The following is a 13,762-nucleotide window of genomic DNA, read 5'->3' on the forward strand; positions in this document are numbered from 1 at the left end:
TCATCGATCCTCCAGCGGTGCTTCGGGGTTGACCTCGACGAGGCTCAGGTGGACGCCTCGCGGCGCGCTGACGACCGTGGTGATGGCGTCGGCGACCGCGGCGGGCTTCATGAAGTGGGGGTGCCGGGCCATCCCGAACCGCACCCACTGGGTGAGCACGAAGCCGGCCTCGTCGGCGTCCCAGTCCGAGCCCATCTCGCTCCACGTCGGCCCCGGGCGGACGATGCTGGCGCGGACGCCGGTGCCCTCGAGCTCCAGCTGGAGCGACTGGGCCAGACCCTCGAGGCCCCACTTGCCCGTCGAGTACGCCGCCATGAAGGGCCGGGGCCGGACCGCGGTGTCGGAGGAGACGAAGACGACGTCGCCGCGGCGGCGTTCGATCATCGCCGGGACGAACGCCCTCACCAGCCGGTGTGCCCCCACCACGGTCAGGTCGAGCTCGTCGGTGAACCGCTCGGAGCCGACCTCGACGATCGTGCCGGGAGCGACGACCCCGGCGTTGCTCACGACGACCTCGATGTCGCCGAGCTCGGCGTTGACCGCCTTGGCGAACGCCTCGACCGAGTCGGCGTCGGTGAGGTCGAGCGGGTGGGCGACCGCCTCGCCGCCGTCTGCGCGGATCCGGCCGGCGACGTCCTCGAGCCTGTCGGTGCGCCGTGCCCCCAGGGCGACCGGGAAGCCGGCCGCCGCCAGGCTCAGCGCGGTCGCGGCGCCGATGCCGGACGAGGCCCCGGTGACGACAGCGGGGCGGCGTTCGGGCTGGAAGTACTTCTGGCTCATCGCAGCTCGACCCGGGTCGGGACCGACGCGAAGCCGCGGACGTTGACCGAGTGGACGCGGACGCACGCCGCGTGGTCGACCTCGACGCCGCGGACCCGCTCGACCAATGCGGTCAGGGCCACGCGGGCCTCGAGCCGGGCCAGGTTGGCGCCGAGGCAGAAGTGCCGGCCGCCACCGAAGGACAGGATCTGGCCGAGCTCGTCCTGGTCCCTGGCGATGTCGTAGTCGTCCGGCCGGCTGAAGACCCGCTCGTCGCGGTTGGCCGAGCCCAGGCACAGCAGCAGCTTGGAGCCCTGCGGGGCGACGACGCCGTGGAGCTCGACGTCGCGCAGCAGGTAGCGGGCCAGCAGCTGGCTGGAGGTGTCGAAGCGCAGCGTCTCCTCGATCCACGGCGCGACCAGCTCCGGGTCCGGACCGTCGAACACGGTTGCCAGCTGCTCGGGATGGCGGGTGAGGTGGAACAGCGCGTGGCCGAGGAGCTTGGTGGTGGTCTCGTTGCCGGCCACGACCATCAGGAACAGGAACGCGATGACGTCCTCGTCGCTGAGCCGCTCGCCGTCCACCTCGGCTTGGATCAGCGCGCTGGTCAGGTCGTCGGTCGGCTGCCGGCGCCGCTGGTCGACCATGTCCTGGTAGTAGCCGACCAGCCACAGGGACGCCTCGGCGCCGGCCGGTGGCACATCGTAGACCCCGTCCTCCCGGTGGACCACGATGTCGGCCTGGCGGCGCACCTCCGCGCGGTCCTCCTCGGGGACGCCCATCATCTCCGAGATCACGTCCATGGGGAGCTTGCCGGCGAAGTCGGTGATCCAGTCGAAGCTGCCCATCTCGAGGCACTCGGCGAGGTAGCGGTCGGTGAGCTCCTGGATCCGCGGCAGCAGGTCGTGGACCCGGCGGGGGGTGAAGCCGCGCGACACCAGGGCGCGGAGCCGGTTCTGCCGGGGCGGGTCCATGCCGAGGATCGACATCACCTTGTGGGCGTCGGGACCCCAGGCCGACCTCTCGATGGCCACGCCCCACGAGTTGGAGTAGGTCGCGTCGCTCTTGACCGCCGTCGCGATGTCGGCGTGCCGGGTGAGCGCCCAGAGGTCGAGCTCCGGGTTGTGGTGCAGCGGCTCGTGCTCGCGCAGCCAGGCGTACGTCGGGTAGGGATCCTCCTGGAACGTGTAGTCGTAGGGGTCGAGCACGACCCGTTCGTGGGTGCCCAGGGTCGTCGTCATCCGTGGCCCTTCATCACCGTCGCGACCAGCGCGTCGAAGCGGGCCGCGAGGTCGTCGTAGGAGATCAGCCCCATGCCGGTCTGGAGGAGGGTGCCGATCTGAACCATGACCAGGGCGTCGACCAGGTCCTCGTGCCCGCTGGAGTCGCCCAGCGCGGCGCGGAACCTGGCGAACATGTCGAGACCGATCACCGTGCGGATCCGCTCGACGTCCGGGTCGGTGCCGAGCAGCGCGTGGTTGGCCGCCGCCGCGAGGTGCGGGGACTCGGCGAGGACGGCGGAGAGCTGGCGGGTCACCGACTGCACCCGCTCCAGCGGCGTGGTGCCGACGATCTCGACCGGGTGCTCGAGCAGCACCTTGCGCCAGAACAGCTCGGCGAACAGGTGGTTGCGCGAGGCGAAGTAGGTGTAGGCCGTGGCCGGTGAGACACCCGCGCGTCCGGCGACCGTGCGCACCGTGACCGACTCCGGCCCCACGGTGCGCAGCTCGTCGGCGGCGGCGGTCAGCAGCTTCTCCACGGTCTCGGCCTGCCGGGCGTTCAGCTCCTGCCGCGGCAGGGTGGACACTTGACTGGACACGTGTCCAGTTTGACCGAGAGTCCGACGTCAGGTCAAGAGTCGCCTGGCAGCCAGCCGGCCAGGATCCGGCCCAGCTCGGCGCGCAGGTCGGTGACCAGGCTGTGCGTCGCACCCTCGACGAGCCGTACGTCGGCCTGGGGTACCGCGGCGGCGAAACGGGCGCCCCATGCCTCGTTCTGGCGGCGCGTCTCCCCCGGCTCGGTCGCGAGCAGGAGGAGCGTCGGCGTCCCCGACGCGGCCACGCTGGGCCAGTCGTCGCTGCAACGACTCTGCACGAGCGCGAAGCGGGCCGCGGCTCCCGCCATCGGGTCGGTCCGGCTCACCAGGCGGTCGCCGTCCTCGACCATGGCCACCATCAGGTCGTCCATCAGCGGGTCCGAGTCGGCGATCTCGAGGACCTTGGCCAGCGCACCGCGGTCGGCGACCGACAGGGCCTCAGGAGCCTCGGCCAGCCAGTCCTCGAGAGTCCGCTCGAGCCGGTCGGCATGGACCTCCCCGTAGTCGAGGTGGCCGCTGTCGATCAGCACGAGCGCCGACACGTCGTCGGGCCGCAGGCCGTGCATCCGGAGCGCCACCGCGCCGCCGACACTGTGGCCGACGAGCGCCACCGGGGCCGGGCCCGCCTCGTCGACGACCTGCCACATCAGGTCGGCGAGCCGCGTGAGGTCGTAGTCCTCGGGCGCCACGGCCGGGCTCTCACCGAAGCCGGGAAGGTCAGGAGCAGCGATCCGCCACCCCGCCTCGACCAGCGGACCCACGGCGCAGCCGAACAGCGCACCGCTGGAGACGGGCCCGAGCGCATGCACGGCGAAGACCAGGCCCCTCCCCTCGCCCCACTCGCGGAGCATGACCCGGTGACCGACGTCCAGGGAGCGGCTGCGCACGCCGCAACTGTGGCATCAGGCGATGCCGAGCGCGAGGACGACCGCACCGGCGGTGAGGACCAGCGCCGGCAGCACCCGTCGGCGCGCCAGCGCCTCGTGCAGCACGGTCGCGCCGAGCAGCACGCCGATCGCGATGCTGAGCTCGCGCAGGGCGGCGACCGCGGCGAGGGCGCCACTGGTCTGGGCGAGCAGCACCAGCCCGTACGCCGCCAGCGAGACCGCTCCCCCGGTCAGGCCCCACGCGGCCTGCCTCCTGGCGATCGCCCAGACGCCGCGGCCGCGCTTGGCGACGGCGTAGACCGGCACGACCCAGGAGTGCAGGACGATCAGCCAGCCGGCGTACGACACGACCGGCGCGCCGCCGGACACTGCCAGTCCGTCGACCACCGTGTAGCCGGCGATCGCCACGCCGGTGGCGAGCGCGGTGGCGATGCCCCGCCGGTCGACACTCGTCAGGGCGGGCCCCACGAACGTGACGCCGAGCAGGCCGGCGACCACCAGCGCCGTGCCGACGACCACGCCGGGGCCCAGAGGTGAACGGGGCAGCACCACCGAGGCGACTGCGACCAGGGCGACCCCGGTGCCGCGGGACAGCGGGTAGGCCCGGCTGAGGTCGGCGACCTGGTAGCTCGCCATCAGGAGCAGGACGTAGGCCGTGTGCAGCGCCGCGGAGAGCGCCGCGAACCAGAAGTAGTGCCAGCCCACAGGTTCGCCCACGACGATGAGGGCGGCGCCGAGGACCAGCGTCGACGTGCAGATCAGCGCGAACCCGACCAGCCGGTCCTCGGCCGCGTGCGCGATCGCGTTCCACCCCGCGTGCAGGACCGCGGCCGCGAGCACGAGCAGGACGACGAGCGGTCCGGGGTCGAGATGCACTGTCGGTCCTGTCGGGTTGACTGGCCCCTATGTTGCTCGCCGACGTGGTGGCCACCTCGCAGGCGGTGGCCGCGACACGCTCGCGCAAGGCCAAGGTGGCCGCGCTCGCGGAGACCCTGGCACGGGCGGGCGCCGAGGTCGAGACCGTCACGTCCTACCTGGCCGGCGTCCTGCGCCAGCGCCGCACGGGTGTGGGGTGGCGCTCGGTCGGCTCGCTGCCCGCCGCTGCGTCGTCGGCCACCCTGACCGTCAGTGAGGTCCACGACGCGTTCGAGCACATCGCCGGGCTGGCCGGCCCAGGCTCGCAGGCGGCGCGCGCCGCGGCGCTGGCCGAGCTGTTCGGCCGGGCGACCGCCGACGAGCAGCAGTGGCTGCGGCAGGCGGTCAGCGGCGCCGTGCTGCAGGGCGCCTCCGACGCCCTGGTCCAGGAGGGGCTGGCCGCCGCGGGCGACGTACCACTGGCTGCCGTACGCCGGGCCGCGATGATGGCCGGCTCGACGGTCGCCGTCGCCTCCGCCGCGCTGAACGGCGGCGAGGAGGCCCTGGCGGCGTACGTGCTCGAGGTCGGCCGGCCCGTGCTGCCGATGCTCGCCTCCAGCGCCACGTCGGTCGAGGCCGCGATGGCCAAGGCCGGCGGAGGTGCGGTCGCGGTCGACACCAAGCTCGACGGGATCCGCATCCAGGTGCACCGGCGGGGCTCGGAGGTCATCGTGGCCACGCGGTCCTTGGACGTGATCACCGACCGGCTCCCGGAGGTCGTCGCGGTGGCGCTGTCCCTGCCCGCCGAGCGGTTCGTCCTCGACGGCGAGGTGCTCGCCCTCGACGACGCCGGCCGCCCCCGGCCGTTCCAGGAGACCGCATCGCGCACCGCGATGGCATCGCTGCCCGGCGGCGTCCACCTGACGCCCTACTTCTTCGATCTGCTTCACCTCGAGGGCGCCGACTACGTCGACTCCCCCGGTCACGAGCGGCTGGCGGCCCTCGACGCCCTCGTGCCCGAGGAGCACCGGATCGCGCGGCTGGTGACCGACGACGCGGCCGCCGCCGAGAGCTTCGTGGCCGACGTCCTCGCGCGCGGCCACGAGGGTGTCGTGGTCAAGGACCTCGGCGCCACCTACGACGCCGGGCGGCGCGGCTCATCATGGGTCAAGGTCAAGCCGGTGCACACCCTCGACCTCGTGGTGCTCGCTGTCGAGTGGGGCTCGGGCCGCCGCAGGGGCTGGTTGTCCAACATCCACCTCGGTGCCCGAGACGACTCCTCCGAGACCGGGTTCGTCATGCTCGGCAAGACGTTCAAGGGCATGACCGACGAGATGCTGGCCTGGCAGACCGAGCGCTTCACCGAGCTGGCGATCGGCCCGGCCGACGGCTCGACGTACGTCGTGCCGGTGCGCCCCGAGCAGGTCGTCGAGATCGCCTTCGACGGCCTCCAGCGCTCCACCCGCTACCCCGGCGGCCTGGCGCTGCGGTTCGCCCGGGTCGTCCGCTACCGAGACGACAAGAACGCCGCCGAGGCGGACACGATCGAGACGGTGCGGGCGATCGCCGCTCCTTGACACCCGTCACACTTGTATAACTCGGAGTTGCACAGCGTTTACCCTGGTCAGGTGACCATCCGCGCTCCCGAGGAACGGCGCCGCACGGCCGCCGCGGCCCGGCGCCGCGAGCGCGAGAAGGAGATCATCGCCGCGACGCGGTCGCTCTTCGACGCCAACGGCGTCCGGGAGGCGCAGATCGACCAGATCGCTGACGCCGTCGGGATCAACCGGGCGATCGTCTACCGGCACTTCTCCGGCAAGGAGGAGCTGTTCGCCCTCGTGCTGGCGGACTACCTCGACGAGTTGCGCGCCGCGATGGTCACCGCCGACGAGGGCGACCCGGACCCCACCGCCCGGCTCGAGCGCCTGGTCGGCGCGTTCGTCGACTATGGCGTGGCGCACCCCGCGTTCATCGACTGCGCACAGGCCCTGATGCGCCGTCGCGGGGACGAACTGCTCGAGGAGATCTCCGAGACGGCCCTCTTCCGTCTCGGCCGCGGCATCTCCGGCTGCCTCGCTGTCCTCCAAGCCGCGCTGCAGGCCGGCGTGGACGCCGGCGCCTTCCGGGTCGAGAACCCCACGCTCCTCGCCAACACCCTCTACGCCAGCGGCCTCGGCGCCCTCCAGCTGGCCCGGGTGGGCATCCTGGTCACCGAGTCATCGCCCGGCATCCCGACGGTCGGCGAGGTCTCTCCCGAGCAGGTCCGCGCCTACCTGGTCGACTCGGCGTTGGCGCTCGTCACGCGGTAGGCGGCGGATTCCCCTCCCGCCGCGGGAGCGCGCTCAGGCCCGCTCGAGGATGGCGGTCACGCCCTGGCCGCCGGCGGCGCAGATCGAGATGAGGCCACGACCCGTGCCGCCCTCGGAGCTCGCCAGCAGCTTGGCCAGGACCGGGACGATCCGGCCGCCGGTGGCGGCGAACGGGTGGCCGGCAGCCAGTGACGATCCGTTGACGTTGAGCTTCGACCGGTCGATGGCGCCGAGCGGGGCGTCGAGGCCGAGGCGCTCCTTGCAGAACACCGGGTCGTCCCAGGCCTTGAGGGTGGCCAGCACCTGTGAAGCGAACGCCTCGTGGATCTCGTAGTAGTCGAAGTCCTGCAGCGACAGGCCCTCGCGCTCCAGCATCCTCGCCATGGCGTACGCCGGGGCCATCAGCAGGCCCTCGCCGCCGTGCACGTAGTCGACGGCCGCCGTCTCGTACGCGGTCAGGTAGGCCAGCGCCGGAAGATCGTGAGCAGCGGCCCACTCCTCCGAGGCGAGCAGCACCACCGAGGCACCGTCGGTCAGCGGCGTGGAGTTGCCGGCGGTCATCGTGGCCGCCTCGCCCTTGCCGAAGACCGGCTTGAGCTTGGCGAGCTTCTCGACCGAGGAGTCCGGGCGCAGGTTGTTGTCGCGGTCGACACCGCGGAACGGCGTGATCAGGTCGTCGTTGAAGCCGGCGTCGTACGCCGCGGCGAGGTGCTGGTGGGACAGCGCGGCGAGCTCGTCCTGCTCCTCGCGGCCGACCTGCCACTCCAGCGCCGTCAGCGCCGCGTGGTCGCCCATCGACAGGCCGGTGCGCGGCTCGCCGTTCTGGGGGATGGCCAGGCCGATGTCGCCGGGCCGGATGGCGGCCAGCGCCTTGAGCCGCCCGGCCGTGTCGCGGGCGGAGTTGACCTTGAGCAGCTTCTTGCGGAGCTTCTCGGAGATGGCGACCGGCGCGTCGGAGGTGGTGTCCGTGCCGCCGGCGAGGCCGACCTCGATCTGGCCGAGGGCGATCTTGTTGGCGACCTGGATCGCCGCCTGGAGGCCGGTGCCGCACGCCTGCTGGATGTCGGTCGCGGGTGTCTCGGGCGAGAGCTTGGAGCCCAGGACCGACTCGCGGGCGAGGTTGAAGTCGCGCGAGTGCTTGAGCACCGCTCCGGCGACGACCTCGCCGAGCCGCTCGCCCTCGAGGCCGAAGCGAGTGACGGCGCCGTCGATGGCGGCGGTGAGCATGTCCTGGTTGGACGCGGTCGCGTAGACCGAGTTGGAGCGGGCGAACGGGATGCGGTTGCCGCCGAGGACGGCCACGCGTCGGGTCTTGCCGGAGGAAAGGGACATGCGAGCAATACTGACCGGTAACCCTGATGACACAAAGGTGATGAGGGCGACGTCACGAAAAGTGGACTCGGAGTTACACAACCAGTTGCAATAGGGCCATGAGTGACAAGCCCAGCGACTTCTACCAGGCCTTCACCTCCTCTGCGGTCGGGAGGTTCCTCGCCTCCAACCTGGGCCTCCCCCAGCCGACGAAGCTGGAGCGATACACACCCGGTGCACCGCTCGTCGACGGCAAGGTCGTGGTCGGCGGCCGGGGTCGCCTGGCCGAGTCGCTCCCCGGAATCCTCGAGGTGCTGGGCATCGAGAGCACCGACCACGTCAACGCCACCGCGACCGAGAGTGCGAGGTTCAAGGGCCTGGTCTTCGACGCCACCGGCATCACGACCTCGGCCGAGCTCAGCGGCCTGCGCGACTTCTTCACCCCACTGATGCGCAGCCTCGCGACCTGCCCGCGCGCGGTCGTCATCGGCACCCCGCCCGAGCTGCTCGAGGGTGAGGCCCGGGTCGCGCAGCGCGCGCTCGAGGGCTTCACCCGCAGCCTGGGCAAGGAGATCGGCCGCGGTGGCACCTCGCAGCTCGTCTACGTCGCCGAGGGCGCCGAGGGCGCGGTCACGAGCACGCTCGGCTTCCTCCTCTCCCCCAAGTCGGCCTACGTCTCGGGCCAGGTGATCCGGATCGGTGCCCACGGCGGCAAGGACGCCGGCCCGGTCGACGACTGGCAGGCGCCCCTGGCCGGCAAGGTCGCGCTGGTCACCGGCGCGAGCCGCGGCATCGGTGAGCAGATCGCCCGGGTGCTGCACCGCGACGGCGCCACCGTGGTGGGTGTCGACGTCCCGCAGCTCGCCAGTGACCTGCAGGCGCTGATGAAGGAGCTCGACGGCGACTGGATCGCCCTCGACATCACCGCCAAGGACGCGCCGCAGCGGATCGCCCACCACCTCCAGGAGAAGCACGGCGGGGTCGACGTGGTCGTGCACAACGCCGGCATCACCCGCGACAAGAAGCTCGCCAACATGGCCGAGGACCGCTGGGACTCGGTCATCGCGGTCAACCTCACCGCCCCCGAGAGGATCACCCGTGAGCTGCTCGACCAGAAGGTCATCCACGAGCACGGCTCGGTGATCGGGGTGGCCTCGATCGCGGGCATCGCCGGCAACGTCGGTCAGACCAACTACGCCGCCTCCAAGGCCGGCGTGATCGGCCTGGTCGACTCCCTCGCCGACGACCTGCCCGACGGCATCACGATCAACGCGGTCGCGCCCGGCTTCATCATCACCCAGATGACCGACGCGGTGCCGTTCGCCACCCGCGAGGTCGGCCAGCGCCTCAACGCGATGGCCCAGGGCGGGCTGCCGGTCGACGTCGCCGAGACGATCGCCTGGTACGCCAACCCGGCGTCGTCGGCCGTCAACGGCAACGTGGTCCGCGTCTGCGGCCAGATGATGCTGGGGGCGTAGCCGTGCCGGAGCTGCCACTACTACTCAAGGCCGCACTGCCGTCGGTCCCCGGCGTCAACCAGCTGCCCGGGATCCGCAAGACCAAGGGCGACCTCACGGGACTCGAGCGCAGCCGCGCAGGAGTGACGGCCGAGCGCGAGCACGTCGACCGCTACGCCGCGGTCTGCGGGTTCCCGGCCAAGGACACCGTCCCGCTGCCCTACCCGCACCTGCTCGCCTTCGAGCTGCAGATGGGGATCATGACCGACCCCGGCTTCCCGGCGCCGGCCATCGGCACCGTGCACCTCGAGAACTCGATCACCCAGCACCGCCCGGTGGGGATCGGCGAGACCGTCGACGTGGCCGCGAGCGTCGGCCCGGCCCGCCCGCACCCCAAGGGGACGGTCTACGACTTCGTCACCGTCGTGACCGCCGGTGACGAGACGGTCTGGGAGGAGACGTCGTCCTACCTCCGGCGGGGCAAGGGCGACGACGCCGCACCGTCCGGCACGGTCTTCCCGGACGCCGAGCCGCACGGCATCGTGTGGAAGCTGCCGGCCAATCTCGGCCGCACGTACGCCGCGGTCTCGGGCGACCGCAACCCGATCCACCTCTACGCGATCACCGCGAAGGCCCTGGGCTTCCCGCGCCAGATCGCGCACGGGATGTGGACGATGGCCCGCTGCGTCGCCGCGCTGGAGAACCGCATCCCCGACGCGGCCACGGTCGAGGTCGCGTTCAAGCGACCGGTGCTGCTGCCGGGCACGGTCCAGTTCGGGTCGACAACGCTGGCCGACGGTTTCGCGTTCAACCTGACCAGCCCGAAGGACGGTTCCCCGCACCTGGTGGGGCGGACCACCAACAGGTAGCCGCTACCGGCCGTTGCCGAACCGCACTCGGACGACCTTGGCCTTGCCCTTCTTGGTCGGCGTCGTGGCCTTCCGCATGGCGAAGGACCCGGTGTCAGGGTCCCAGATGCCCAGGTCGGTGGTCCCGTTCGCGTCCCAGTCGCCGCACACGGGCACGTCGCCGGGCTCGCCGAGTCCGATCTGGGAGAGCCACTCCATGCCGGTGTCGTCGACCTGGCGCAGGGTGAAGGTGGCGGTGGCGGAGTCGTAGACGCCGAGGTCGGTGTCCCCGTCACCGTCCCAGTCACCGGTCACCGGCAGGTCGTCGCTGTCGCCGAGCCGGACCTTGGTCACGGTCCCGTCGGCGGCCCGCAGGCGGAACAGGTTCGAGGTGGCCCGCCGGGTGCCGACGTCCCAGATCCCGTCGCCGTCCCAGTCACCCACGATGGCCAGGTCCGCACGGCCGCCGAACTTGATCTCGGTGACGTTGCGCCCCGCCTTGAGCTTGAACGTCTTCGAGTCGGGGTTGCGGATTCCCGGGTTGGCCTTGCCGTTGCCGTCCCAGTCACCGAGCACCGGCTGGTCCGACGACGTCCCCATCGGGATGACCTTCTCCGCCTTGGGTTCGCGACGGACGTAGAACGCCGGCGTGTTGGTGCGGCGGAAGACGACCAGGTCGGCGCGCTTGTTGCCGACCACGTTGCCGGCCAGCGGGACGTCCGGGATCGAGATGTCGCCGCAGTTCTCCGAGGCCTGCGCGGTGCCGTAGACGTAGCGGGCGCCGTGGAACCACGAGTCGACGACCGAGCTGCCCTTGCGCTGCTCGTAGTGCAGGTGCGCGCCGTAGGAGTTGCCGGTGTTGCCGAGGGTGCCGACCTGCGTGCCGGCCGAGACGGCCTGCCCCACGGTCACGGTCACCGAGTCCAGGTGCGCGTAGAGGGTGTTCTCGTCGTTGCCGTGGTCGATGACGACGAACTGGCCGTACGACGGCCGCTTCCTGCCGGTCACCGCAGTGGTGACCACCCCCGCCGCGGATGCGACGACCGGGTCACCGAAGTCGTCGGCGCGGTTGAAGTCGACGGCGCGCGTGCTGGGGCTGTGGCTGGAGCGGGTGGTGCCGGTCCACGCCTCGCCGCAGGGGAACGGCATCTCGTAGGCCGTCACCGGCTGGGCGGTCGGCTTCTTGGAGGTGTCGAGGTCGGTGGTGATGACCTCGCCGTCGTAGGAACCGTCCAGCTCGTCGCCGGGACCCTGCTGCGGGCCCTTGGGGTCGTTCTGGCCCTTGGGGCCCTTGGGGTCCTTGGGGTCCTTGGGGTCGTTCTGGGTGGGTGACTTGGGCGGCAGGCCGGTCCCCCAGGTGAAGCTGCCGTTGCCGTTGCCGCCACCGTTGTTGCCGCCGTTGTCGTCGCCGTACGCCGAGGCGGCCAGCGGTCCGGCTGCGACGACCAGCGCGACCGTCGAGGCGACGATCGCGGGCGGCAGCGGGCGGCGGGGCATCGATGGTCTCCCTGGGGCCTGGGTGGGGTCGGGGGGACCTCAAGTGAAGCCTCACCAGCCCCCTCACGTCCGGGGAATGGTGAGAAATCCCCCGAAAGGAGACGCGTGTCATGTTGACATCGCGTGTATCCCCTGTGGATTTCCACGGATCCGCGCGGCTCTGTCTAGACGGGTCAGCTGAGGCCGGGGCCGGTGCTGCGGTCCCGCCGCCGGCGGATCAGACCCTCCTGCGCCACCGTGGAGACGAGCACCCCGTCCTCGGTGAAGACCCGGCCCAGCGAGAGCCCGCGACCACCGAACGCGCGCGGCGACCACTGGTCGTAGAGCCACCACTCGTCGGCACGGAACGGCTGGTGGAACCAGATCGTGTGGTCCAGCGACGCCATCTGGGTGGCGGCCGGGTTGGCGTCGTGCGCGGCGAGTGAGGCGCCCAGCAGGCTGATGTCGCTGGCGTAGGTGAACGCCGCGAGGTGCTCCACCGGGTCGTCGGAGAGACCGGGCTTGATCCGGATCCACATCCGGGCCTGGGCGGGGTGCTGCGGGTCGGGCGGCAGCCCGTGCCGGGAGTTGCCCAGGAACCGGACCTGGATCGCACCCCACTCCTTGCCGAGCGCGTCCGCCTCGTCGTTGCCGCGGTCGCGCATCAGGTCCACCAGGTCGAAGCCCTCGTCGGTGCCGCCGACCTCCGGCATCGCGTCCTGGTGGTCGTAGCCGTCCTCGACGCGCTGGAAGTTGACCGTCTGGTAGTAGATCGGCCGGCCGTGCTGGCGCGCCATCACCCGCCGCGTGAGGAACGAACGACCGTCCCGGATCCGCTCGACCTCGTAGAGGATCGGCACGGAGTAGTCGCCCGGCAGGAGGAAGTAGGAGTGGAACGAGTGGACCTGGAACTCCGGGTCCACGCTCCGGACCGCCGCCACCAGCGCCTGCGCCGCCACCTGACCGCCGTAGACGCGCGGTCGCGGCGAGTCCGGCTGGCTGCCCCGGTAGAGGTCGACGTCCAGGTCCTCGAGGTCGAGCAGCGCGACCAGGTCGCGGACGTAGGGGTCCGCCTCGGCGACGTCAGGCACGGAGCTCACAGGTCAGGCCTTCCAGGATCACCCTCGGTGCCGTCGAGCCCGGCCAGGAACTGCTCGAACTGGCGGCCGATCTCCTCCCCGGTCGGGAGCGGCTGGTCGTCGGCCAGGAGGTTGGACCCGGCCTCCTCGGCCTGCTCGAAGGCGTCGTACTGCCGCTCGAGCGCCTCGACGACCTCGCCCACCTCCTCGTTGGCGGACAGGTAGCGGGCGATCTCCTCCTCCCGCTCCTCGGCCAGCGCGCGCAGGTCGGTGAGGTCGATGGTGAGCCGGCCGGCCAGCTCGACGCGCTCGAGCAGCACCGCCGAGGCCTGTGGGTAGTCGAGCTGGGCCAGGTAGTGCGGGATGTGTGCGACGAAGCCCATCATGGCGTGGCCCCACTCCCCCAGCCTGATCTCGAGCAGCGACTGGGCACTGCTCGGGATGCGCAGCTCGCCGCGCCACGGGCTCAAGCCCGGCACCAGCTCCTTGCGGTTGGCGTGGGGGGTGATCGCGATCGGCCTCGTGTGCGGCACCGCCATCGGCACCGAGCCCATGGAGACCACCCGGGTCACGCGCAGTCGCTCGACCACCTCGCGCACCGCACGGGCGAACGCCTCCCAGCGGTTGTCGGGCTCAGGTCCGTGGAGCAGGAGGAACGGCGTCCCGCCGCTGTCGCGCAGCAGGCGTACCAGCAGCCGCGGGGCGTCGTAGCCCTCGTAGTGGTCCTGGACGAAGGACATCGCCGGGCGGCGGGCCCGGTAGTCGTGGAGCTGGTCGACGTCGAACGTCGCCACGACGGGCCCGTCACCGCTCTGCTCGACCAGGTGGGTGGCCGCGTGCGCCGCTGCGTTGCCGGCGTCGAGGAACCCGTCGAGCACCAGCACCATGGTCAGCTCGCCGGACCCCCAGGCGTCGCCCAGCTCGGGCACGTCGTCGACGATGTGCACGAGGCGTGGTTTGGACAC

The 13,762-nt window shown here is 71.7% G+C and carries 13 protein-coding genes; 4 read left to right on the forward strand and 9 right to left on the reverse strand.

Annotated elements, in window-relative coordinates:
- Genes ACYVC6_RS20290 through ACYVC6_RS20310 form a run of 5 tightly spaced genes read right to left on the reverse strand, consistent with a single transcriptional unit; the run spans window position 1 to window position 4,338 of the window.
- Window positions 1–780 (reverse strand): SDR family oxidoreductase, encoded by a 780-nt coding sequence (locus ACYVC6_RS20290; protein WP_460716290.1) that lies wholly within the window; start codon window positions 778–780, stop codon window positions 1–3.
- Window positions 777–2,000, reverse strand: coding sequence for a cytochrome P450 (locus tag ACYVC6_RS20295; protein WP_460716292.1), 1,224 nt, complete (start codon window positions 1,998–2,000; stop codon window positions 777–779). Before ACYVC6_RS20295 ends, ACYVC6_RS20290 begins: the two co-directional genes overlap by 4 nt.
- Complete coding sequence (locus ACYVC6_RS20300) at window positions 1,997–2,578, reverse strand: TetR/AcrR family transcriptional regulator (protein WP_460716293.1); 582 nt, start codon at window positions 2,576–2,578, stop codon at window positions 1,997–1,999. The genes ACYVC6_RS20295 and ACYVC6_RS20300 overlap by 4 nt, the downstream gene beginning before the upstream one ends.
- A 32-nt stretch (window positions 2,579–2,610) precedes the next feature.
- Window positions 2,611–3,462, reverse strand: a complete 852-nt coding sequence (locus tag ACYVC6_RS20305) for an alpha/beta fold hydrolase (protein WP_460716294.1) — start codon at window positions 3,460–3,462, stop codon at window positions 2,611–2,613.
- 15 nt (window positions 3,463–3,477) lie between these two features.
- Window positions 3,478–4,338: an EamA family transporter gene (locus ACYVC6_RS20310; protein ID WP_460716295.1), complete on the reverse strand. Its 861-nt coding sequence runs from the start codon at window positions 4,336–4,338 to the stop codon at window positions 3,478–3,480.
- 29 nt (window positions 4,339–4,367) lie between these two features.
- Between ACYVC6_RS20310 and ACYVC6_RS20315 the strand changes: the two genes are divergently transcribed.
- Together ACYVC6_RS20315 and ACYVC6_RS20320 are read left to right on the forward strand one after the other, a co-directional pair.
- The gene (locus tag ACYVC6_RS20315) at window positions 4,368–5,894 is read left to right on the forward strand and encodes an ATP-dependent DNA ligase (RefSeq protein ID WP_460716296.1); all 1,527 of its coding nucleotides are present in this window, start codon (window positions 4,368–4,370) and stop codon (window positions 5,892–5,894) included.
- A gap of 51 nt (window positions 5,895–5,945) precedes the next feature.
- Window positions 5,946–6,626 (forward strand): TetR/AcrR family transcriptional regulator, encoded by a 681-nt coding sequence (locus ACYVC6_RS20320; protein WP_460716297.1) that lies wholly within the window; start codon window positions 5,946–5,948, stop codon window positions 6,624–6,626.
- 33 nt (window positions 6,627–6,659) lie between these two features.
- On the opposite strand, the gene ACYVC6_RS20325 is transcribed toward ACYVC6_RS20320, so the two are convergent.
- Window positions 6,660–7,958: an acetyl-CoA C-acetyltransferase gene (locus ACYVC6_RS20325; RefSeq protein ID WP_460716298.1), complete on the reverse strand. Its 1,299-nt coding sequence runs from the start codon at window positions 7,956–7,958 to the stop codon at window positions 6,660–6,662.
- 98 nt (window positions 7,959–8,056) lie between these two features.
- Between ACYVC6_RS20325 and ACYVC6_RS20330 the strand changes: the two genes are divergently transcribed.
- The gene (locus ACYVC6_RS20330; RefSeq protein WP_460716299.1) at window positions 8,057–9,415 is read left to right on the forward strand and encodes a 3-oxoacyl-ACP reductase; all 1,359 of its coding nucleotides are present in this window, start codon (window positions 8,057–8,059) and stop codon (window positions 9,413–9,415) included.
- Window positions 9,416–9,417: 2 nt separating this feature from the next.
- Window positions 9,418–10,263, forward strand: a complete 846-nt coding sequence (locus ACYVC6_RS20335; RefSeq protein WP_460716300.1) for a MaoC/PaaZ C-terminal domain-containing protein — start codon at window positions 9,418–9,420, stop codon at window positions 10,261–10,263.
- Window positions 10,264–10,266: 3 nt separating this feature from the next.
- On the opposite strand, the gene ACYVC6_RS20340 is transcribed toward ACYVC6_RS20335, so the two are convergent.
- The 3 genes from ACYVC6_RS20340 to ACYVC6_RS20350 form a co-directional block, all read right to left on the reverse strand.
- On the reverse strand, window positions 10,267–11,739 hold the full coding sequence (locus ACYVC6_RS20340) for a M23 family metallopeptidase (RefSeq protein WP_460716301.1): 1,473 nt from the start codon (window positions 11,737–11,739) through the stop codon (window positions 10,267–10,269).
- Between the two features lie 173 nt (window positions 11,740–11,912).
- Complete coding sequence (locus ACYVC6_RS20345) at window positions 11,913–12,818, reverse strand: acyl-CoA thioesterase (protein ID WP_460716302.1); 906 nt, start codon at window positions 12,816–12,818, stop codon at window positions 11,913–11,915.
- Entirely contained in the window at window positions 12,815–13,762 is a 948-nt protein-coding gene (locus ACYVC6_RS20350) for a PAC2 family protein (RefSeq protein ID WP_460716303.1), read from the reverse strand. Before ACYVC6_RS20350 ends, ACYVC6_RS20345 begins: the two co-directional genes overlap by 4 nt.

Source organism: Nocardioides dilutus (genome assembly GCF_054779555.1).

Coding starts and splice junctions, on each gene's coding strand:
- ACYVC6_RS20295 (WP_460716292.1), bottom strand. CDS start 2,000: ATGACGACGACCCTGGGCACCCACGAACGGGTCGTGCTCGACCCCTAC.
- ACYVC6_RS20315 (WP_460716296.1), top strand. CDS start 4,368: ATGTTGCTCGCCGACGTGGTGGCCACCTCGCAGGCGGTGGCCGCGACA.
- ACYVC6_RS20325 (WP_460716298.1), bottom strand. CDS start 7,958: ATGTCCCTTTCCTCCGGCAAGACCCGACGCGTGGCCGTCCTCGGCGGC.
- ACYVC6_RS20290 (WP_460716290.1), bottom strand. CDS start 780: ATGAGCCAGAAGTACTTCCAGCCCGAACGCCGCCCCGCTGTCGTCACC.
- ACYVC6_RS20340 (WP_460716301.1), bottom strand. CDS start 11,739: ATGCCCCGCCGCCCGCTGCCGCCCGCGATCGTCGCCTCGACGGTCGCG.
- ACYVC6_RS20330 (WP_460716299.1), top strand. CDS start 8,057: ATGAGTGACAAGCCCAGCGACTTCTACCAGGCCTTCACCTCCTCTGCG.